Source organism: Bacillus sp. MN7755 (genome assembly GCF_054771475.1).
On sequence record NZ_BTRL01000017.1, the window covers coordinates 296,978 to 318,475 of the forward strand.

Annotated in this window: 21 protein-coding genes, 2 pseudogenes and 1 other annotated feature; of the genes and pseudogenes, 9 read left to right on the top strand and 14 right to left on the bottom strand. The window is 36.7% G+C overall.

The window, feature by feature from the left end; all coding sequences use genetic code 11:
* Positions 1-299: pseudogene (locus ACYVEC_RS20815) on the bottom strand (vrrB protein); the annotation flags it as partial.
* Between the two features lie 150 nt (positions 300-449).
* Here ACYVEC_RS20815 and ACYVEC_RS20820 point away from each other — a divergent pair.
* Positions 450-878, top strand: a complete 429-nt coding sequence (locus ACYVEC_RS20820) for a GNAT family N-acetyltransferase (protein ID WP_063223601.1) — start codon at positions 450-452, stop codon at positions 876-878.
* Positions 879-905: 27 nt separating this feature from the next.
* Here the strand turns inward: ACYVEC_RS20820 and leuS are convergent, their stop codons facing one another.
* From leuS to ACYVEC_RS20870, 10 genes are all read right to left on the bottom strand, one after another.
* Positions 906-3,314 carry a leucine--tRNA ligase gene (gene leuS, locus ACYVEC_RS20825; RefSeq protein WP_460508130.1) on the bottom strand — a complete coding sequence of 803 codons (2,409 nt, stop codon included), beginning with the start codon at positions 3,312-3,314 and terminating at the stop codon, positions 906-908.
* 65 nt (positions 3,315-3,379) lie between these two features.
* Positions 3,380-3,602 (bottom strand) — a binding site (T-box leader).
* Between the two features lie 188 nt (positions 3,603-3,790).
* The gene (locus ACYVEC_RS20830; protein ID WP_460508132.1) at positions 3,791-4,984 is read right to left on the bottom strand and encodes an MDR family MFS transporter; all 1,194 of its coding nucleotides are present in this window, start codon (positions 4,982-4,984) and stop codon (positions 3,791-3,793) included.
* Positions 4,985-5,242: 258 nt separating this feature from the next.
* The gene (locus tag ACYVEC_RS20835) at positions 5,243-6,466 is read right to left on the bottom strand and encodes a cation:proton antiporter (RefSeq protein WP_063223604.1); all 1,224 of its coding nucleotides are present in this window, start codon (positions 6,464-6,466) and stop codon (positions 5,243-5,245) included.
* A 3-nt stretch (positions 6,467-6,469) separates the two neighbouring features.
* Positions 6,470-6,967: a cation:proton antiporter regulatory subunit gene (locus ACYVEC_RS20840; protein WP_098555211.1), complete on the bottom strand. Its 498-nt coding sequence runs from the start codon at positions 6,965-6,967 to the stop codon at positions 6,470-6,472.
* Between the two features lie 34 nt (positions 6,968-7,001).
* A complete protein-coding gene (locus tag ACYVEC_RS20845) occupies positions 7,002-7,568 on the bottom strand; it encodes a tyrosine-type recombinase/integrase (RefSeq protein WP_063223605.1) in 567 nt (188 codons plus the stop codon).
* Positions 7,569-7,912: 344 nt separating this feature from the next.
* Entirely contained in the window at positions 7,913-9,772 is a 1,860-nt protein-coding gene (locus ACYVEC_RS20850) for an FtsX-like permease family protein (protein ID WP_098555209.1), read from the bottom strand.
* Between the two features lie 17 nt (positions 9,773-9,789).
* Positions 9,790-10,551, bottom strand: coding sequence for an ABC transporter ATP-binding protein (locus ACYVEC_RS20855; protein ID WP_071771094.1), 762 nt, complete (start codon positions 10,549-10,551; stop codon positions 9,790-9,792).
* Positions 10,552-10,898: 347 nt separating this feature from the next.
* Complete coding sequence (locus ACYVEC_RS20860; protein ID WP_063223608.1) at positions 10,899-11,921, bottom strand: DUF418 domain-containing protein; 1,023 nt, start codon at positions 11,919-11,921, stop codon at positions 10,899-10,901.
* 198 nt (positions 11,922-12,119) lie between these two features.
* Positions 12,120-12,269: a hypothetical protein gene (locus tag ACYVEC_RS20865; RefSeq protein ID WP_001129340.1), complete on the bottom strand. Its 150-nt coding sequence runs from the start codon at positions 12,267-12,269 to the stop codon at positions 12,120-12,122.
* Positions 12,270-12,284: 15 nt separating this feature from the next.
* Positions 12,285-12,548, bottom strand: a complete 264-nt coding sequence (locus ACYVEC_RS20870; protein ID WP_000840869.1) for a YtzC family protein — start codon at positions 12,546-12,548, stop codon at positions 12,285-12,287.
* 111 nt (positions 12,549-12,659) lie between these two features.
* Here ACYVEC_RS20870 and mnmL point away from each other — a divergent pair, with 111 nt between their 5' ends.
* The 7 genes and pseudogenes from mnmL to ACYVEC_RS20905 all read left to right on the top strand — a co-directional run bounded on the left by mnmL (position 12,660) and on the right by ACYVEC_RS20905 (position 18,553).
* Positions 12,660-13,619 carry a tRNA modification radical SAM protein MnmL/YtqA gene (gene mnmL, locus ACYVEC_RS20875; protein ID WP_098555208.1) on the top strand — a complete coding sequence of 320 codons (960 nt, stop codon included), beginning with the start codon at positions 12,660-12,662 and terminating at the stop codon, positions 13,617-13,619.
* Positions 13,616-14,188: a tRNA 5-(aminomethyl)-2-thiouridylate-methyltransferase MnmM gene (gene mnmM, locus ACYVEC_RS20880; RefSeq protein WP_063223609.1), complete on the top strand. Its 573-nt coding sequence runs from the start codon at positions 13,616-13,618 to the stop codon at positions 14,186-14,188. Before mnmL ends, mnmM begins: the two co-directional genes overlap by 4 nt.
* Positions 14,189-14,385: 197 nt before the next feature.
* On the top strand, positions 14,386-15,219 hold the full coding sequence (locus ACYVEC_RS20885; RefSeq protein WP_063223610.1) for an ABC transporter ATP-binding protein: 834 nt from the start codon (positions 14,386-14,388) through the stop codon (positions 15,217-15,219).
* An 18-nt stretch (positions 15,220-15,237) separates the two neighbouring features.
* On the top strand, positions 15,238-15,918 hold the full coding sequence (locus ACYVEC_RS20890; RefSeq protein ID WP_063223611.1) for a hypothetical protein: 681 nt from the start codon (positions 15,238-15,240) through the stop codon (positions 15,916-15,918).
* A gap of 24 nt (positions 15,919-15,942) precedes the next feature.
* Complete coding sequence (locus ACYVEC_RS20895; RefSeq protein WP_063223612.1) at positions 15,943-16,617, top strand: aspartate/glutamate racemase family protein; 675 nt, start codon at positions 15,943-15,945, stop codon at positions 16,615-16,617.
* Positions 16,614-17,138: pseudogene (locus ACYVEC_RS20900) on the top strand (hypothetical protein). The gene ACYVEC_RS20895 and the pseudogene ACYVEC_RS20900 overlap by 4 nt, the downstream one beginning before the upstream one ends.
* A 113-nt stretch (positions 17,139-17,251) precedes the next feature.
* Entirely contained in the window at positions 17,252-18,553 is a 1,302-nt protein-coding gene (locus tag ACYVEC_RS20905; protein ID WP_063223613.1) for a PepSY-associated TM helix domain-containing protein, read from the top strand.
* A gap of 37 nt (positions 18,554-18,590) precedes the next feature.
* On the opposite strand, the gene ACYVEC_RS20910 is transcribed toward ACYVEC_RS20905, so the two are convergent.
* The 3 genes from ACYVEC_RS20910 to ACYVEC_RS20920 all read right to left on the bottom strand — a co-directional run bounded on the left by ACYVEC_RS20910 (position 18,591) and on the right by ACYVEC_RS20920 (position 20,773).
* Positions 18,591-18,806 (bottom strand): hypothetical protein, encoded by a 216-nt coding sequence (locus tag ACYVEC_RS20910; protein ID WP_063223614.1) that lies wholly within the window; start codon positions 18,804-18,806, stop codon positions 18,591-18,593.
* A gap of 61 nt (positions 18,807-18,867) precedes the next feature.
* On the bottom strand, positions 18,868-19,932 hold the full coding sequence (locus ACYVEC_RS20915) for a tetraprenyl-beta-curcumene synthase family protein (RefSeq protein WP_063223615.1): 1,065 nt from the start codon (positions 19,930-19,932) through the stop codon (positions 18,868-18,870).
* Positions 19,933-19,969: 37 nt separating this feature from the next.
* Positions 19,970-20,773 (bottom strand): alpha/beta hydrolase, encoded by an 804-nt coding sequence (locus ACYVEC_RS20920; RefSeq protein WP_063223616.1) that lies wholly within the window; start codon positions 20,771-20,773, stop codon positions 19,970-19,972.
* Between the two features lie 74 nt (positions 20,774-20,847).
* Between ACYVEC_RS20920 and ACYVEC_RS20925 the strand changes: the two genes are divergently transcribed.
* Positions 20,848-21,360 carry a gamma carbonic anhydrase gene (locus ACYVEC_RS20925; protein WP_000640207.1) on the top strand — a complete coding sequence of 171 codons (513 nt, stop codon included), beginning with the start codon at positions 20,848-20,850 and terminating at the stop codon, positions 21,358-21,360.
* Positions 21,361-21,498: the final 138 nt, after the last annotated feature.

Genomic DNA, 21,498 nt, shown 5'->3' on the forward strand with positions numbered 1-21,498 from the left:
TGACCTTGGTGACCTTGGTGATGGTGGTCATGAATTGCTTGCGGATATCCACCTATTCCTCCAGCCACAACACCTACTCCTGGTACAGGAAATCCTGTCTGCACTCCTCCAACGAAAGATGGAAATCCTGTTTGTACACCCGCTACTGACGTTGAAAGCCCTCCAGGCGCTCCGCCTATCCAGCTCGGAATTCCGCCATATCCTTGTTGACCTGCCCCTCCCATTAACATCATTTGTTCATAACTATCCGATCCACCTCCGAAAAATCCGTGTGGTGCATTATTGTCCATCCCTTTCATTCCTTTCACCTCTTCTACTCAATTTAGCCTACCTTTTTTATCATATTTCCTATAGAAAAATAGGTGTTTGTCTGTATTGGAATTCCGCTCCTTTTTCTTCATTCATGGTAAAATTAATTAACTGAATATTTTTTCTAGGGGGTATTTCTATTGAAGAACGTAACAAAAGCTTCTATCAATGATTTAGATTCAATCGTACATATAGATATTGATGTAATCGGAAATGATAGCAGACGAAATTATATTAAGCACACTATTGATGAGGAACGATGCGTCATCTTAAAAGAAGATAATTCTATTTCCGGTTTTCTAACATACGATACAAGTTTCTTTGATTGTACTTTCCTCTCATTAATCATTGTTTCGCCAGCAAAAAGAAGACGAGGCTATGCAAGCTCGTTACTCTCATATATGTTAAGTCATTCTCCTACTCAAAAAATATTTTCTTCAACGAACGAATCAAATGAAAGTATGCAAAAAGTTTTTAGTGCGAACGGTTTTATACGTAGTGGCATAATTGAAAATTTAGATGAAGGTGATCCAGAGATTATTTTCTACACAAAAAAGCTCAGAGTATAAATACTCTGAGCTTTTATTTAGAATGAATTAGTTTGCAACAACGTTAACAAGTTTGCCAGGAACAACAATTACTTTACGAACTGTTTTCCCTTCAATTTGGTCTTGAATTGCTTCAAGTGCAAGTTTTTCCATTTCGTCTTTTGATGCATCTTTACTCATTGTTAGTTTTGCGCGAACTTTGCCCATAATTTGAACAACGATTTCAACTTCATCTTCTACAAGTTTAGACTCATCAAATGTTGGCCAGCTTGCATATGTGATTGTTTCATTGTAACCAAGCTTGCTCCATAGCTCTTCCCCGATGTGAGGTGCAACTGGTGCAATCATTTTTACGAAACCTTCTACATATTCTTTCGGAAGTGTTTCAGCTTTGTATGCATCGTTGATGAATACCATCATTTGAGAAATCGCTGTGTTGAAGCGAAGCTCTGCATAGTCTTCTGTTACTTTCTTCACTGTTTGGTGGTAAGCTTTTTCAAGGTCTTTATTTGGTGCATCAGTAATTTTCTCGCTTAATTCACCGTTATCTTGAACAAATAGGCGCCATACGCGGTCTAGGAAACGACGAGCTCCGTCAAGACCATTTTCAGACCAAGCGATTGAAGCATCTAATGGTCCCATGAACATTTCGTATAGACGAAGTGTATCTGCACCGTGGCTTGCTACGATATCATCTGGGTTTACAACGTTACCTTTTGATTTACTCATTTTCTCGTTGTTTTCACCTAGAATCATACCTTGGTTAAATAATTGTTGGAATGGCTCTTTCGTTGGAACTACACCGATATCGTATAATACTTTGTGCCAGAAACGAGCATATAGTAAGTGAAGTACAGCATGCTCTGCACCGCCAATATAAATATCAACTGGAAGCCATTGTTTTACTTTTTCAGGATCTACAAGTGCTTCGCTATTGTTTGGATCGATGTAACGTAGGTAATACCAGCAGCTACCAGCCCATTGTGGCATTGTGTTCGTTTCACGACGACCTTTTTTACCAGTCTCAGGATCTACAACATTTACCCACTCGTCAATGTTAGCAAGTGGTGATTCACCAGTACCTGAAGGACGGATGTTTTCTGTTTTCGGAAGAACTAATGGTAATTCTTCTTCTTTCACAGCTGTCATTGTGCCATCTTCCCAGTGGATTACTGGAATTGGCTCACCCCAGTAACGTTGACGGCTGAATAACCAGTCACGTAGACGGTACGTTACTTTTTGATTTCCTGCGCTCGTTACTTCAAGCCATTCAATCATTTTTGCGATTGCTTCTTCTTTATTTAATCCATCAAGGAATGCTGAGTTTACGTGAGCACCATCACCTGTGTATGCTTCTTTCGTAATGTCTCCGCCTTTTACAACTTCCTTCATTGGAAGGTTGAACGTTGATGCGAATTCATAGTCACGCTCATCGTGAGCTGGAACCGCCATTACAGCACCTGTTCCGTAAGTTGCAAGAACGTAATCAGCAATCCAGATTGGCAATTTCTCACCATTTACTGGGTTAACTGCGTAAGCACCAGTGAATACACCAGTTTTTTCTTTCGCAAGTTCTGTACGCTCTAAATCACTCTTCATTTTTACAGAATTAATGTAAGCTTCTACAGCTTCTTTTTGCTCAACAGTTGTAATGTCAGCAACAAGTGCATGTTCTGGAGCAAGTACACAGTAGCTTGCGCCAAATAGTGTATCAGGACGCGTTGTGAAAACTGTGAATTTCTCATCTGTACCATCGATGTTGAAGTGTACTTCTGCACCTTCAGAACGACCGATCCAGTTACGTTGCATATCTTTTAAGCTTTCTGGCCAATCAAGCTCATCTAGATCTTCTAATAGACGATCTCCGTAAGCTGTAATTTTTAACATCCACTGTCTCATCGGACGACGCTCAACTGGATGTCCACCGCGCTCACTCTTACCATCAATGATTTCTTCGTTTGCAAGTACTGTACCAAGTGCTGGACACCAGTTTACAGGTACTTCATCAACGTAAGCTAAGCCTTTTTCAAATAGTTTTAGGAAGATCCATTGTGTCCACTTGTAGTAGTTTGGATCTGTTGTATTTACTTCACGGTCCCAATCGTAAGAGAAACCTAATGATTTAATTTGGTTACGGAACGTATTAATATTATGCTCTGTAAATTCTGCTGGGCTGTTTCCAGTATCAAGTGCATATTGCTCTGCTGGAAGACCGAATGCATCCCATCCCATTGGATGAAGAACGTTATATCCTTGCATACGCTTCATACGAGATAAAATATCTGTCGCTGTATAACCTTCTGGATGTCCTACGTGTAGACCTGCACCTGATGGATATGGAAACATATCTAGTGCATAAAATTTTGGTTTTTCTGTTTCATCTGGCGTACGGAATGTTTTATTCTCTTCCCAGTACCCTTGCCACTTCTTCTCAACTTCTTGATGATTAAAGCTCATGAGATACCCTCCTTGAAATTTCATTTATTTTCACCGCCCAAAATACAAAAAACCTCTCATCCCTAGAAAGGGACGAGAGGTTATAGATTCCCGCGGTACCACCCTAAATTAATGTACAAAAAATATACATTCGCTTAGATCCGTAACGTGGATTAACGGCAATTGCTACTACTAGTTTCACAACCGCAACTCAAAGGCGAGTTCATAACGAAACGTGGATTGACTTGCACCGACCGTCAACTCTCTAAACCAGCTTCTATTACTACTACTCCTTCTCACTGTTATTACAAATATGAGTGAATGTGAACTACCCTCAACTTCGTATCTCATAAGAGCTTACTTAAAGCGGGGCTTCTCGGTTAATCGTTACTCTTAATAACGAACGAATTCGTCTTAAGACAGCCGAGCTATCTCCCTTGTCCCAAAGGTTGTTTTATTTAAATATATTCTAAAACATGTTAACATGTTCCGTCAAACTAAACTGCAATTTTTTCTTCAACTGTTTCTTCTACTTTTACTCGTTTATCATAAATGCTCGTTGCTATAAGCGCTACTACAAGCATTACCATGATTGCTATAAACAATACTTCCATATTGTATAAATCAACAATTGCTCCGCCAACGACTGGCCCGAACATTTTCCCTACAGTCGCCGCACTATTTACAACGCCTTGATAAAAACCAAGTTTATCTTTTGGCGCAAGTATATTTGCAATTGTCGGCACTGCTGGCCATACGAATAATTCACCAATTGTTAATGTAACCATTGCCACAAGGAACATCGTAAATTGCTGCGCTTGACTTAATACAACGAATGACGCCGCAAAAATGAAGATCCCAATCATAATTTGTTGTTTTAATGAACGCTTCATCCAGCGAATTAACATACTAACTAGCGGCTGCGCACAAACAATCATCGCTCCGTTTATCGTCCATAATAAACTGTAGTGACGAAGGCTAATGTTTAATTCTTGCATATGTGTTGCAATTGCCCCTTGCCACTGTACGTATGTAACCCAGCATAAAGCATATGCTACACATACGATAAGAAGTGCTTTGAATCCTGGCGTAAGTGACCAGCCTTTTTCCGTTTCGCCTTCTTTTTGCGCTCCTGGCTCTTTCTTGTCTTCCATACCACGGAATCCAATAAAAGCAATTAAGAAGAAAACAAAGTATAAAATAAAGTTTGCTAAGAAAATATAATCAAAACGATACGATGCAACTAATCCACCACACGCTGTTCCGATCGCAATACCAACGTTTTGTCCAACATACATCGCATTAAATGCTCGTCTTCCGCCCTCTGGCCAAACCGTACCAACCATCGCATACATCGATGGGAAGACCATTCCAGAACCAAAACCGATTAACGCTAGCCATACAACGTATAAAGGCCAACCGTGGAAGAACACAAGACCTAAAATCGATACAAGTGTAATCACAATCCCTACTAAAGTTGATTTATAACCGCCCCATTTATCAAATAAAACACCGCCGAGCAAGTTTCCGATTACACCAGTAAGCGAGTTGATCATTAATACCATTCCGGCTACAGATAAAGATTTCCCTAGGTGATCATGCAAATAAATTGTATTAAAAGGCCATAAAAAAGAAGCACCCGTGACATTAATAATCATCCCAGCTACTAATAGCCATACTTTCCTTGGCATAGTCTCCCCTCCTATTCTATTTTTTTCGTTCATCTATAACAGTAAAATTGTAGTCGTTTTTAAATAGGAAGGCAACTGATTAATAGTTGATGAAATTCAGATAATGGTTTGTTAGTAAATGAAATGATATTGATTGCCGTTTGAAAATATATCAGCGATTTTGGAAATATATCGACTTACCGACAAAAAACGCCAACAGTAACAATATATAAAAAAGAAGAGACTGCATGAAGTTCATGCAGTCTCTTCTTTTTTATATTATCCAACTTCTTTTTCTCGCTTCGCACGTTCTTTAGCGCTCCATTTAAATATCTTATCTAATAGAGAGTATATCCTCCCAGATTCTTTCGTTAACAAAGGTCCTAACGATGCCAATATTAAAACATATAAAGCCGAGAACGGTTTGATTGTTGCCAGTAAGCCGCCTGCAATTCCAATATTCGCAACAATTATGGAGAACTCTCCGCGTGATACGAGTGTTAAACCGATATTCGTAGAAGCCTTATGGGATAACCCGGCTTTACGTCCCGCAATCATTCCAGCAGTAAAATTACCGATTAGAGTAATGAAAACTGCTCCTAATGCCAACCACACTGCTCCTCCAAGCGAAAATGGATCTATACTTAAACCGAAGCTGAAAAAGAATATGGCTCCAAAGAAATCACGGAATGGGACGACGAGCTTCTCAATTCGATCACTATGCTCCGTTTCAGAAAAGACGAGTCCTAATAATAACGCTCCAATCGCCTCAGCAACGTGAATCGTTTCTGAAAATCCTGCTACGAAGAATAAAATAGCAAATATTACGATAATGAAAATTTCGTTAGACGAAATATCTAATACTTTATTTAAAAACGGCGTAGCTTTTCTAGCGATTACAAAGAATAGTAGCATATACCCTACTGCGATTAGCACCGATGTAAGAGCACCTACAAATGATGTTGCCCCACCAAGTACTAAACCTGAAACGACTGATAAATATACAGCTAAAAAAATATCATCAAACATAATGATTCCTAATATTAATTCAGTCTCTTTATTACCAGATCTTCTTAAATCAACAATGACTTTTGCAACAATTGCACTTGATGAAATCGTAATGATTCCAGCAATAATTAACGTTTCTAGTAAGGGGAAGCCCATCACATATCCATAAAGCAAACCTAATATGAAATTAAGTGATATGTGGACAGTCCCCCCGAAAGCAATTGATTTTCCTGATTTAATTAATTTTTTTATTGAGAATTCTAAGCCTAAATAGAATAGGAGGAATATGACGCCAACACGTCCGAGGAAGGAAATAACTTCTCCGCTTTCAATAAATCTTAAATCGATAAGTCCTAAATCTGGGGCATGAGGCCCCACTAACATACCGAGTATAATGAGAAACGGAATAATCGAGAACTTTAACTTCGCAGCGAGGATAGCTGCAAAAGCGACTAATACTAACGCAGTTCCAACTTCAAAGATTAAAGTATCCATCGATTATGAATCACCTCCTGCTGAAAGCAATTCATTAATAATTCTTTTCACTTCATGTCTTTCACCCGATAACACGAGCATATCGCCAGCTTCAATAATAGAGTCTGGACCTGGATTAAAGAATTTCTTCATATTCTTTTTTAAAATAGCAATAATCGTTACATTATACGTTTTTCGTACATGTAAGCTACCAATTGTTTTTTGTACGACTGGTGCGTTATTTTCCACCTTAAACCATTCAATTGATAATCCTTCAAAAGCCATCTCAATTGTGTCTAATGCTTGTGGTCTATATACCATTCCGCCTAATATAGCCGCAATTTGTCTCGATTCAGAATCACGAAGAGAAATGCTTGAAATACTCTCATCATGATCCGCATCAAAATGATACATTTCTCTTCGGCCATCATCATGAATAACGATAACCATTTTTTCATTACCTTTTGTAATTACTTCAAATTTACATCCAATGCCCGGTAATTCACTCTCTCGAATATTCATATTTTCCGCCTCCTAAAGTTTTTAGTTACGGCTTTTACAAATCTACATCAATCTCTGTTTTAAATTCTTCATCTTTTGAGATTCCCAAATACTTTAATGTCTCTGAAGGTGTCGCGTGATGAAAATGTTTTTGCAATAGCGCAATCGCTATCCCTCTTTTGTACGCATGAAATCCAAATGTTTTTCTCATTGAGTTCGTTCCGATTTTACCAACAACCCCAACTGCTTCAGCAGCATTATGAATTACACGATACGCTTGTTGACGCGTAATTGAATTTGCCGTTTTATTAGATTGAAATACGTAGTTTTCTCTTTTCACATTAATAGATTGTACGTACTCTAAAAGTGCTTCTTTTACTTTTGTATTTAAATAAATATCTTGTTTAAACTTTTCATCCTTCACAGGAAGAGAATAAAACTCTTTAACAGTTCCATCTTCATTTAATACCTCTTCAAATTTCATGCTAAGTAGCTCAGTAATTTTTAATCCTGTGTTAATTCCAATAACAAATAAAAGATAATCTCGCTGCGAGTGCTCTTTTAAATACTTTTTCATAGCCTCAATTTGGCTTATATCTTTTAATGCCTCTACAACTTCCATACATGTATTCTCCTCATCTTATGAACGGTAATTTTCTCATCATGTTGTCCATTTTACCTTATCATGCTAGGGGATTTCCATGTATTATCCATTATTTTTTAATATACTTTTAGGTCCGAAAATTTTTCGTTTGGAAATTTATAATTGTGCAAATACAGTGGGGTAGGAAAAATAGGGGGATACAAGTTCAGCCTCTTTCTACAGATCGGATTCCTCCTTTCATTATCCAGCTGCTTCTACTTTAATATTATGTTACTTATTTACATTATATTATATATTTCAGTAACATTAAAGTGTTTTTTCTGAAAATAATAAAAACCGAGCAGTTTCGCTCGGTTTTTTTATTAATCTTCCTTAGGAAGAACAATTCCTTTATACAATTGAACTGTAATGAAGTAATAAATCGTGTAAATAACTACGAAAATTACAATTGGTACCCAAATACGGAAGTACGGATCGATTAAAATAAATCCGAAAATATTCATACCAACTAATACGTGTGCAATACCTACAATTGCTGGGAATAAGAATACTAAGAATAATTCTTTATAAATGGATTTTGTTAATAATTCACGGCGCACACCGATTTTACGAAGCATTTGATAACGCGTAATATCTTTTGATGCACCAGAAAGAATTTTAAACATTAAACAACTTGCCATCATTGCTAAGAATGCAATTCCAAGGAAGAATCCCATAAACACTGTTCCGCTCGCAACGCCGTAGAACATGTCGTAAGCTTGATATTTACTATTTAATCTTTCAGCTGCTACATTTTTATATTTATCTAGTTGCAACTCGTCAAGTTTTTTCCATTCTTTTATGTGTGCTTCAAAATCATCTGTTTTTCCAGTAAATACGATTCCTTCTTTACCGTTTACAGTATCGTACATTTTTTGATCTACAATTTTAATTGCATGATCTTCATGTACGTAGAATGGCTGGATTGTTCTGAAAGCCTCGTCCCATTCTTCTGGAAGTTCTTTAGCGTTCGCATCTTTTTCATTCATTTCTCGAGAAACTGCACCTACTGGCAGGTCCGCTGAAACTTTCTTTGTATTCATTAAATCCTTCATCGACTTCATATTTGACATATCTTTTACTAAAGGACGATTTTTCTCTAAATCTTCTTTTACATAGTAAACGTATTTATTATCAACTTTGTAACGATATTCATTTTTCTCTTTAAATGTAATACCATTTAAAACTTTCTTTTCTTCAGCTGTTGGATTATGAACAACTGAATCGTAAATTACTAAACCATCAACCATTTTTATAACGTTATTTTTAAACGCCATACCACCTGAAATTGCACCAGCTCCAAGAGCAACTAACATCGCTACTGTTGCAAGTACTTTCGTTAAACTATTAATACGGAAATTTAATTGTGCAAATGTAAAAGCGTTAAGCCCTTTTTCACTACGCTTTTTATTACCTTTTAACTTTTTAATAATAACTGGGAGAAGTGATCCAAACAGCATGTAAGTACCAGCTGTTGTTGTAATTAATGCAATAAGGATTCCCATTTCTCTTAGTTTTTCCATGTAAATCATTGATGCATAGCCAATACCTAATAAAATAACCGCAAGGAATGCAACTACACCTGTCATTTTTCCTTTTACTGCAACACGTTCTGTTTGTGCGTCTGCATGTACAAGTTGCAGTACAGAAATACGTGATAATTTAATACTGTTCATAATTGCTGATAATACAAATAGTGCAAAGAAGAAGATGCACGTAACAGTCATTGATGGTAAATAAAATGCTTTATAGCCTTTACCAGCAAATTCTAATTGTTTCATTAATAACTGTCCGATACCTTCTGCAAGTCCTACACCAACTATAATACCAATTGCAAGAGACGCAGCGCCTAATACGATTGTTTCAATAAACATAAGTAATGTAACTTTATGCTTTTTTGCTCCTAACATCATATACATACCAAACTCTTTTTGACGAAGAGATAGTAAGAAAGAGTTCGCATACAAAATATAGAAGAACGTTATAATAGCGAGTAAAAATGAACCTGCTTGGAATACAAATCCAATTTGACCAATAGTAGAATTTTCCTTAAGGAAGGCTTCGTTTAACGCTAATGTTTGAAACATATAAAAAATTGAAATGGACATGACAAGACCAACAAGTAAGACGATATAATCTTTCAGCTTACTTTTTAGTCCTGACATGGAAAGTTTAAATAACATGCCCTAGACCTCCTTTCTTACGCTTTTTGTGTGCCTAAGTCTGCAAGCACATCTAAAATTTCTTTATAAAACTCTTCGCGTGTACCACCGCGGTGAATTTCTTTATATAGCTCACCATCTTGAATGAATAAAATACGCTGACAGTAACTTGCACTATACGGATCATGTGTAACCATCATAATAGATACGCCTTGATCTTTATTTAAGTTCGTCATCGCATCAAGTAAACTCGCTGCATTTTTAGAATCAAGCGCTCCTGTTGGCTCGTCCCCTAAAATAATTGCTGGCTCATGTACTAAAGCGCGCGCTGCTGCTGAACGCTGTTTCTGTCCACCAGACACTTCAGATGGATACTTTTGAAGAATTGCTGAAATACCTAACATATCTGCTACTTTTTCTACTTTCGGTCCAATGTTACGTGATGAAACACCTTGAAGTGAAAGTGGCAATGCAATGTTTTCGTAAATAGATAAGTTCTCTAATAAGTTAAAATCTTGGAAGATGAATCCTAATTTTTGCGAGCGGAAATCAGAAAGCTCACCTTGCTTCATTTTCGTAATATCCGTTCCTGCAATTTCAACAACTCCGCCCGTTGCTTTATCAAGCGTTGAAATTACATTTAGTAATGTTGTTTTACCAGAACCAGATGGTCCCATAATTCCAACAAACTCACCCTCTTGAATTGAGAATGATACACCTTTTAATGCGTGTGATTGATTCTCACCTTTTTTACCGTACACTTTTTGAACGTTTTTCACGTCTACAACTGGTTTCGTCATATATATCCTCCTACACTTGTTTTTCCATTACCTATTCTGCGCTTTTTGGAGCTGAACTGCTATTTGTTAACATTACAATTACCTTACACTTTTGTAAGATAAAAAAGTTGTGCTTGTAAGCTTGGCTTCTACTACTAGTTCGTTTTTTGACACAGCAAATCGGTAAATGAAATTATATCGGCGATTTTTCAAGTATATCGACCGTAACTCCAAATATATCGGCGATTTTCAAAATATATCGACCATAACTCCAAATATATCAGCGATTTTCAAAATATATCGACTTATCGACAAAAGCTGACAATACAAATAGGCTGTTCCACAAAAGGAACAGCCCACTTCTCTCTTTATTTCTTTAAAGGTGTTACCGTCCAGTACGTAATAACACGCCAAATCCATTCTAGTGGACCCATTTTAAAGATTTTCATCCAAATTACACTAAACACAATTTGAATTGCATAAATTGCAATACACACATATAACGTCTGCATGTAAGTTAAATTTCCTGCAAAGTTAAATACACTGCCTGCAATTAAAATCATTGCAGTTTGACCGATATAATTCGTTAACGCCATACGTCCATAATATTTCAGTGGTGCTAACAATGTTTGAACTGGTTTTAATTGTAGTAATAAAATTAATGCTCCAACATAGAAAGCTGAAATAATTGGTCCAACAGTAATACCAATTTTTAAAAACTGGCTTGCAGCATCCATTGTTCCGTCCTCATTCATTAGTATCATATTTACAAATGGATCAGCAGGTACTTGTCCGTATTGATACCATACAGCTATGACACTTAAAACAAACATAATACCTGTAAAAATAGCGACTTTCTTTATATTTTGCGTGAGATTTTCAAATACACGATATTGTCCTGCAGCAAGTCCTAATAAAATTAAGCCAAGTGGTAATAGTTCTTTAACTCCCATTACACTGAAGGCAATTGTCAAAATAAGTCCTAGTACTAGGTTCACTTCTTTTTTCGCTTTATAAAACGGTAAAACGATTAACCCGCAAATTGCGTATAACGCTAGTGCTTCTCCAGGCTGAAACATTTGATGAATTAAACCAAAAATAAATAATGCTACTAAGCGACGTAAAAACAAAACATAGCCATTTTTCCCTTTCGCAATCGCTCTCGAAATAAAGATATAGAATCCCACTCCAAATAAGAATGAGAAGATTGAGAAGAAACGACCTTCTACAAATAAGTATAAAAATCTTTGATAGCTAGCATCCACTGTATTAGGATCTGGAATTTTAATGTTAAGTAATGCGAGAATATTTACTAAAATAATCCCCAGTAGTGCGAAACCACGAATGTAATCTAACTCATCAATTCGTTTGTTTGTAATATTGTTCCCCATAAAGCAACTCCTTGTCCAAAATTTAATCCTCCCTTACTCTACTGAAGAAGTAGGCTTATAACTATCGGTAAACCTTACAGTAATCTTACATTATTGTCATATAGTAAAATAAAACTTTAATTGATATATTAACTGTTCATCTCGCACTACTCATCCATTTGCAGTGCAAAATAAAACCAGGTCATAATGCGACCTGGTTTACTCTGATTGCTTCGATTTTTGAGGTTGTCCTTTTTTACTGTTACGCTGTTTTACTTGAACAATCGGATCAAGTTCATTTGAAAACTCAGCGTTATGTCCATTTTGCGTTTTTTGCTCTGGGTTATTTTGATCTGAACGTTTCGCCATTACATTCACTCCTTATTAGTGCGGTGTAATAATCATTTGATGTTGCAGTTGGCGAATTGCCATACGTGCTCTATTTAACTGCTCACGTTGCTCATCATTTGCATGTTGTTGCATCGTTTGTAAATCGTTATACGCTTGTTCTAATTGTAACTGCGCATCTGAATACTCCATTGTATTATAATGCTCTTGTCTCATACCTTGGTCTAATTGTTCTTTCGCATATTCCACCGCTTGTTCCGCTTGTGTAATATAAGATTCAAGTGATTGACGCTCTGCCATAATTGTCCCTCCTTGCTTCAATTCCCCTTTAGTGTGTCCCTTCCATATGAACCTTATGAGTATGTTATAATGGATTTTGTTTCATTTTGACTCGTCTTAGGAGGGAAAGTAATGAAGGTTCAAAACCCTTTTCCATATACGAACGACAATAAACGTTATCATACATGGAATTACCATTTACGAAATGAATTTGGAGAAAAAATCTTTAAAGTGTCATTAGATGCTGGATTCGATTGCCCGAACCGTGACGGTACAGTTGCTTATGGTGGTTGTACATTTTGCAGTGCTGCTGGATCTGGTGACTTCGCTGGCGATCGCCGCGATGATGTTATCACGCAATATCATGAAATGAAAGAAAAAATGCGTTCAAAGTGGAAAGATGGAAAATGTATCGCTTATTTTCAGGCTTATACAAATACACATGCACCACTTGAAGTGTTAAAAGAAAAATTCGAACCGCTTCTAGCAGAAAAAGACGTTGTCGGTCTTTCTATTGCGACTCGTCCAGATTGTTTACCAGACGATGTCGTTGAATATTTAGCGGACTTAAATAAACGCACGTACCTTTGGATTGAGCTCGGACTACAAACTGTTCATGAACGAACTGCAAATCTTATTAATCGTGCTCACGATTATCCTTCTTACGTTGAAGGCGTAAATAAATTACGTAAACATGGCATTAGAGTTTGCTCTCATATTATTAACGGTCTTCCTCTTGAAGATTACAACATGATGATGGAAACAGCTCGTGAAGTAGCGAAGCTTGACGTACAAGGAATTAAAATTCATTTACTTCATTTATTAAAAGGAACGCCAATGGTGAAGCAATATGAAAAAGGACAATTAGAATTCCTTTCTCTTGAAGATTACGTAAGTCTCGTTGTTGACCAACTTGAAATGATTCCAGAAGACGTAATTGTGCACCGCATCACAGGTGACGGTCCACCTGATTTAATGATCGGCCCAATGTGGAGCTTAAATAAATGGGAAGTATTAAATTCCATCGATGCAGAATTTGTACGCCGCGGAAGCTGGCAAGGAAAATATGCAAATGAGGAGAAACAAAAATGAAATTAGAACGTGTATTACCGTTTGCTCGCTCGCTTCTGCAAACGGCAGTAAAAGAAGGCGATTACGCTGTAGATGCAACACTTGGAAATGGTCATGACACTTGCTTCCTAGCTGAAATCGTTGGAGATAACGGAAAAGTATTTGGATTTGATATTCAAAAAGAGGCAATTGAAAGCTCGACGACTCGTCTAAAAGAAAAAGACCTATTCGAACGTACTGTTTTAGTTCACGATAGTCACGATACACTTCAATCCGTATTACCAGAAGATGCAAAAGGAAAAGTAACAGGCGCGATCTTCAACTTAGGTTACCTTCCAGGCGGAGACAAGCATATCGTCACAAAACCGAACTCAACAATCTCGGCAATCGAGCAATTACTAGAAGTAATGGCGCCTGAAGGTATCATCGTCCTTGTCATTTACCACGGACATCCAGAAGGACAAGTAGAACGCGACGCTGTACTTAAATTTGCCGAAGAACTAGACCAAAAACAAGCACACGTACTGCGATACGGCTTCATTAACCAGCAAAACAACCCGCCATTTATTGTAGCGATTGAGAAACGATAAAATATCGACGATTTTTCAATTATATCTATCGTAACTTAAAATATATCAACGATTTTTTCGATATATCGACGATTCGACACAACATATCGACTTATCGACAAAAGATAACAAAAAAAGACGTGCACTCACTGCACGTCTTTTTGTTATTCTCCTATATAATGGATATATACAATATTTAAAGAAAGAAGGATAGAACTTTGCTAGTAGAACTAAGGGGAATTCAAAAGAAGTATGGCAAATCACTTATACTAGACAACATTGATTTATCCATTCCAGAAGGAGAAGCACTCGCTATTATTGGCGGGAACGGGACTGGAAAAAGTACGCTACTCAAAATAATTGCAGGCTTTATTTCACCTACGGCAGGGACAATTCAAAGGAAAGAACATATACAAATCGGTTATGTACCTGAACATTTTCCTGAAGGGATTCGTTTTACATTAGAGGATTATTTATATCATCTCGGCTGCATTCACGGCTTATCAACAGCATATGTAAGAAATAAAATTCCGATGCTCCTTGAATCTTTTCATTTACTTCATGTAAGGCATTCTGTTGTACGAAACTTTTCAAAAGGTATGAAACAAAAAACAGGCATTATGCAAGCATTACTTACAGACGTCCATTTATTAATTTTAGATGAACCTCTTTCTGGGCTCGATCCTAACTCTCAGCAAGAATTAGAACATATTTTACTCTCATTAAAACAACAAGGTATATCTATACTCTTCACATGTCACGAAAAACAGCTACTAGAAAACTTCGCCGATAGAATTGTGACGTTAGCAAATCATACAATCGCAGAAGATACCGCTGTGCAAAAAGGAGCAAAACAAGTCTATATTGAAGCAATCGTTCATGAAACATTTTCAGCGATAGAACTACAAAAGCAATCCGGTTTTATACACGTTGCACACAATTCAAATCAAAATCTTATTCAATTACAAATCGAAAAAGAATATACAAATGACATACTTCAGTTTTTATTACATAAAAAAGCATCTATCACACTGCTACAACCTAACTTTTAAATCGAAAGAAGGTTTATTATGTTCGCGCTTATTCGTTACCATTTTCTCGACTATACAAAATCGTATAAGTACATCCCTCCTATTGCGATGTACTTTATGAGCTTGCTTTTTGTATATACATATAAACCGACTCCTATTGTACCGACATATTTAGAAACAGCACTCGCACTTTATTTATTATCTGCCTGGATTACGGTCACAATTTTTCATACCGAAGACCCTGTACAAGAGCAAATCACTATTTCACATACAAATAACATTTCCACATTATACGTTGGTAAATATATTACAGCTCTTCTCATTTGTACTGTGCTATCTTTTATATCCGTAATCTATCCCATTATTTTGCAAATGTTTAATGAAAAAATGAAAGTTTCTTTATTTCTAGTCGGATTTCTCTCTCACATGTCTTTCTCTATAATAGGGATTTCAATCGCAATATTATTTACAAGAAATATAATTCAAAAAGCAAGTACGGCTTGGCTTAGCCTTACATTCATATTACTTATAACAATTGCCTCCATCCGGTTTAAAAAAGAATTACTATGGTTTTTACCACCTGTCGAAAGCTTTCTAATGCTTGGACAATACAAATATCATATACTGATTCACACGCTATGGCTCACTGTTTGGGCTATCGTATATTCATTTTTATTACTTACTTTATTTCTTTTTATCGTTCGCAAAAAACGTTTTTGATTACATATTAAAGGAGACGAAACAATGATCGGAATACTAGCAGGAATGGGGCCAAAATCAACTGGACCGTTCGTCGATACAGTTGTAGCAAGGTGCCAAACAATATACGGAGCAAAACATGATATGGACTTTCCTCATATGATGATTTACTCGTGCCCAACACCGTTTTACATGGATCGCCCTATTGATCACGAAGCGATGAAAAAAGCGATTATTGAAGGAGCACAAAAACTCGAGAGTACTGGTGTAGAATTTATCGCTATGCCGTGCAATACAGCGCATCTTTATTTTGAAGAATTACAGCGATCTCTTTCTATTCCTATTTTGAATATAGTTGATGAGACGTTAAAAACAATTCCTGAAAATACAAAAAGAGTTGCTCTTCTCGCAACAGAAGCAACTGTTCAAGCTGGGATTTACCAAGATGGGATTACAAAACGTAATATAGAATACATTCATCATGAAACATGGCAGGAAATGATTAATCAAATTATTACTTGGATTAAATCTGGAGAGAGTGAAGAAGCTCGCGAATTGTGGAATGCGCTCGTTTTACAGTTGGAAGATGAAGTAGATACTGCAATTATCGCATGTACCGATTTGAATGTGGTGGCGAGTGAGGATTTTGTTGATTCTGCTCAATGTCTTGCTGAAGCGGTTGTTAGGATGTATGTAGAAAATATAAGGGGGTCCCAATGAATATACCTTTTGAAATGGGATACACGTTTGATGAAAACCTTAGAGAAAAACCTTTATCCCTTGCTGAAATGAAGCAAGGGATTGTATTTTTGAAAGAGCATTTACATGAAGGACCGTTATATGGGAAAAACTGCGGATTAATCGGTGTTTATGAACGAATCGCTAGTAACCTTTCTGACAGTAAGTATTACTTACAGAAGGCCATTGAATATTACACACAAACAGACAACATCCAAGGGCTTTTTATTAACAAACTTCGCCTCGCACATACATATCATTGGGAAAGAAGTTTTTCTGCTGCAAATACAATCTTTATCGAACTTCTACAAACACTACCAGACTTACCCGCTTATGAAGATTTTTTCTACTAACATTACGGAAAAAGTAAATTAGATGAGGGTGACTTCCAAACCGCCCTTACTTGTTTTCAAAAAGCGCTTCAAATCAGGCTACAAAAAGGAAATGAAGAGCTAATTCATTCAACTAAGCTTTGCATTACTTATTGTATGTCTCGCCGATAAAAATCCTTAAAAACTTTTAATTTTCTTCACAATTCTTTCAAAGTATCCACACTTAATCTCGCTATATTAAATAAGTAGTTATTCATATAGGGAAGGTTAGGGGAACTAAGAGTATGAAAGTAAATCGTTCGCTTCATTACATTTTTTGGCGTTGGCATTTTTATGCTGGGCTTTTTATTACGCCGCTTCTTATTACGTTGTCACTGAGCGGAATTGGGTATTTATTTCGGGAGGAAGTTGAAGATTTCATCTATAAAGATTTATATTTTGGGAAGAGCGCCCAAACAGAATCTATTTCGATGGCTGATTCTATTTCATTAACAGAGAAAAAATATCCGCATTATAGTGTGGCAAAAATTAGTGAGTTTCATGAAGATTATAATACGAGACTTACCATTGCAAATGAGTATACTGGACAACAAAAATATGTGTATTTAGATAGTAATAATCAAATTGTCGGAGATCAAAACGCAAGTGAAACATTTGCCAATATCATGAGGGAATTACATAGTTCTCTTTTAGTTGGTGGCACTGTCGTTAACTATATTGTAGAACTTGCGGCATGCTGGACAATCTTTTTAATTGTAACCGGATTGTATATGAGTATACGCCAGTTCAAAAACACACCGGCCTCCAGTAAACGAGAAAAAGCAAAACGACGTCATTCTATTATCGGTATTATATTTACAATTCCTCTCGTTTTGTTAGTCGCATCTGGATTGCCATGGTCAGGATTTATGGGTAACCAAATTTATAAAATCGCATCGTCGAATGAATCGCTCGGGTATCCGAAATTATATATGGCACCGCCTGAATCGAAGGTAAAAGAATTACCATGGGCAACAAGAAAAGAAGCTCCTCCTGAATCGAACTCAAATGAACCGAAAGCAATTTCTGTCGATGAATTACAAAAAGGAATTGAAATAAAAAAACCATATGTTATCTCACTACCAACTGATCCGAAAGGTGTATTCACCGTTTCGAAATCGAGCGGTTCTGGTATTACGGGTATGCACGTCGCACCAAATGAAGAAATAACAGCTTACTTTGATCAATATAGCGGCGAACTTATTTCCAAAACGGACTATCGTGATTATGGCTTATTTGCACAATGGTTCACTTACGGTATCCCGCTTCACGAAGGTCATTTATTCGGATGGCCAAATAAAATATTATGCTTACTAACGACATTATCTTTATTACTTCTCATTTATTACGGAATAAAAATGTGGTTAGCAAGAAAGCCGGAAGGAAAATTAGCAGCACCTCCTAAGCAAAGAGATAAGAAAAGCATACTCGTTTTCTTTATCATGATGGTTATACTAGGCGCTGTCATGCCTTTATTCGGACTATCTGTGTTAGTTATTTTCGCGGTTGAGCTTCTTATATATGCATTTGCAAAAATACGTTCATAATAAAAAAGCGTTTGTACTACCGTGTACAAATGCTTTTTTATTTACTATTCGTTTGTTTTTTTCTACTACTTATTAAAAAGACAATATCTACTATAATAATTGCGCCAATTATTACTTGTGGCACATAATCCATCATAGTAGGACCACTTGGCCTATTCATCATCATATACATTCCAGTTACAAATGAAATTGATAATAAGACTAAGAGTGTTACTTCAATGTGATCATATAGCTTTTGAAAGACATACTTCATTTCTGCCACCACCTTTACCATATTATAACAAAAAACCACTCTATATGAGTGGTTTTCTTCATCACTGCGCCGTTTTCTTTCGGTACATCTTCCCGTTCCAATAGAAGAATCGTGAAGTGAGGCCTCCGTATTTTACAATGCGCCGTGCCATTTTGTGCATATTCTTTTGTGCTGATACTTTTTGATCTGATAAATAAATACCAAGTAACCCTCGGCTTATAAGACGATGAAACTTCGCATGAGGCAAATCACCAATGCTTTTCTCTGCTTCTTCTACAAAGTGTTTCATACGATCTAATATAGCTTGCTCGTTTTCATAATAACTACAGAAATTCAAATCCCCGCCGGCGCGGTCTTCTTCTTGATCAATGAAATAATCAAGTAAGATATGAAGTCCTTGCACGTAAGGGAAATATCCTTGTCTAATTTTCGCAATATCTTCATCATGTAATTCATCATGAAATGCATATGCTACAAGACAGAAAATTCCAAGCGTAGAACCGGCACATGCTGAAAATTCAAACCAACTCATCTCAGGTAAGTTTTCTTTATGCGCTTCAAACCACTTTTGTAATCGTGGTTCTCTTTCTTCTAACTTCACGTGTTTATGAATTTGCAAATCACAATAATAACAAGCAAGTTCATGAAGAACAGGAGCAATTTTGTCATAGTGCTTCGTTTTCTTTAAAACATCTTGGCACGTTTCAACAAGTTCATCTAAATAACCACCATCATCTTGATCATCACGATAACGATAATAATTACCGCCACCTTCTACTTCAGGTGATAATGCCATTAACATCGATTCATGCAACGCGGCAAAATCATTTGGATCAAGTGATGTACTGCGATCACATAAATTATCTAAGTAGTCACTAATCGTTTGATATGCGACGATAAAACGAATACATTCCTCACGGTGTTCATTCGCTAATAGCGCTAAAATGCCACCGCCTTCGCAATGAAACGTTTTATGCTCAATACTTGCGATTGCCTGACTATGAAGCTCATCATTCGGAATATGGTAGGCACGCTCTTTCCACATCGCTAGCTCATGGTGTACAACCGGAAACACATCACGGTATACTTTCGCCATGAGCGTTATGGGATTACTCGGTACGTTCACTTCTTCCTTCATCTCCTCTATTCAATGTACAAATAATTTACTTATTTGTTTCTATTATGTTATTGATGCGTATTTCAGTAAATGACTGAATATAATTCAAAATTTCATCACGCTCATACTCATTTAATAACTCATGATAACAATTCGGCCATTCTTTAAAAGCCTTATCACTTATTTTAACATTATCAAACCACATGCGGACACGTGTTTTATCTACAAGTTTATCCTCACATGCTTGCATTAGCAAGAGTGGAACGTCTGGAAAATCACCTATTTTTTTATGAGCAATTTCAATAGACTTAATTAATTCACTATACCAACGTACTGATACTTTGCGCAAGAACAATGAATCATTCTCCATCGCATCTCTCACTTCATGGTTACGTGTTGACATTTCCACTGTAAGATTTGTTGCAAATTGCAATTTTGGAGCAATAATATTTAATATTTTTGAGGCAGCTTGAAGCGGTGCAGAAGGTGCAGCTAATACGCCTAAACATGGCGAACTTAAAATAATGCCGTCTACATCTTCTCTCTTCGTTTCTTGCATCATACGAATGACGATAAGACCACCCATACTATGACCAAATAGAAAAATAGGTAATCTGTACTTTCTTGCCTCTTTCACCCATAGTTTAACTTCCTCTATGTATTCATCAAACGAATCAATATGTCCTCTATTTCTTGAAGTCGTTCCATGTGACGGAAGGTCCCCCATCACGACGTGGTAGCCGATATGATTCCACATTTCCGCAACGGCTTCATAACGTCCGTGATATTCCATTGCGCCGTGTACAATAACGATTACAGCTTTCGCTTCCTCTGCTTCATAATTCCACATACGGCTCTCCTCCATTTCACTCTTTCTCATAATTTGATACACTGAAACTAGTCTCTAGGAAAGGAAGGCTTTACATGATATATCCTTACAAAGAAAAAAATCCGAAAATTGCGAGTAGTGCTTTTATCGCTGACTATGTTACCATTACAGGCGATGTTTCAGTTGGCGAAGAATCAAGTATTTGGTTTAATACAGTCATACGCGGCGATGTATCACCAACAATCATTGGAGATCGTGTAAATGTACAAGACCAATGTACACTTCACCAAAGCCCACAATATCCTCTTATTTTAGAAGACGATGTAACAATTGGGCATCAAGTGATTTTACATAGTTGCCATATTAAGAAAGATGCTTTAATTGGAATGGGATCTATTATATTAGATGGTGCTGAAATTGGCGAAGGAGCCTTTATCGGTGCTGGAAGCCTCGTTTCACAAGGAAAGAAAATCCCGCCAAACACGTTAGCTTTCGGTCGTCCAGCGAAAGTCGTTCGTGAATTAACAGAAGAAGACCGTAAAGACATGGAGCGTATCCGCACACAATATGTTGAAAAAGGTCAGTACTATAAATCATTACAGAAATAAAATTCCGCTGCCATAAGATTGGCAGCTTTTTTATAAAAAAACTAACTTTTTCTTTACAAAACATTATTACTCCCTCAACAAAATCTTATTAAAATAAAAGCTAATATCTCCATATATATGTAAACGAGGGAGGAGAAT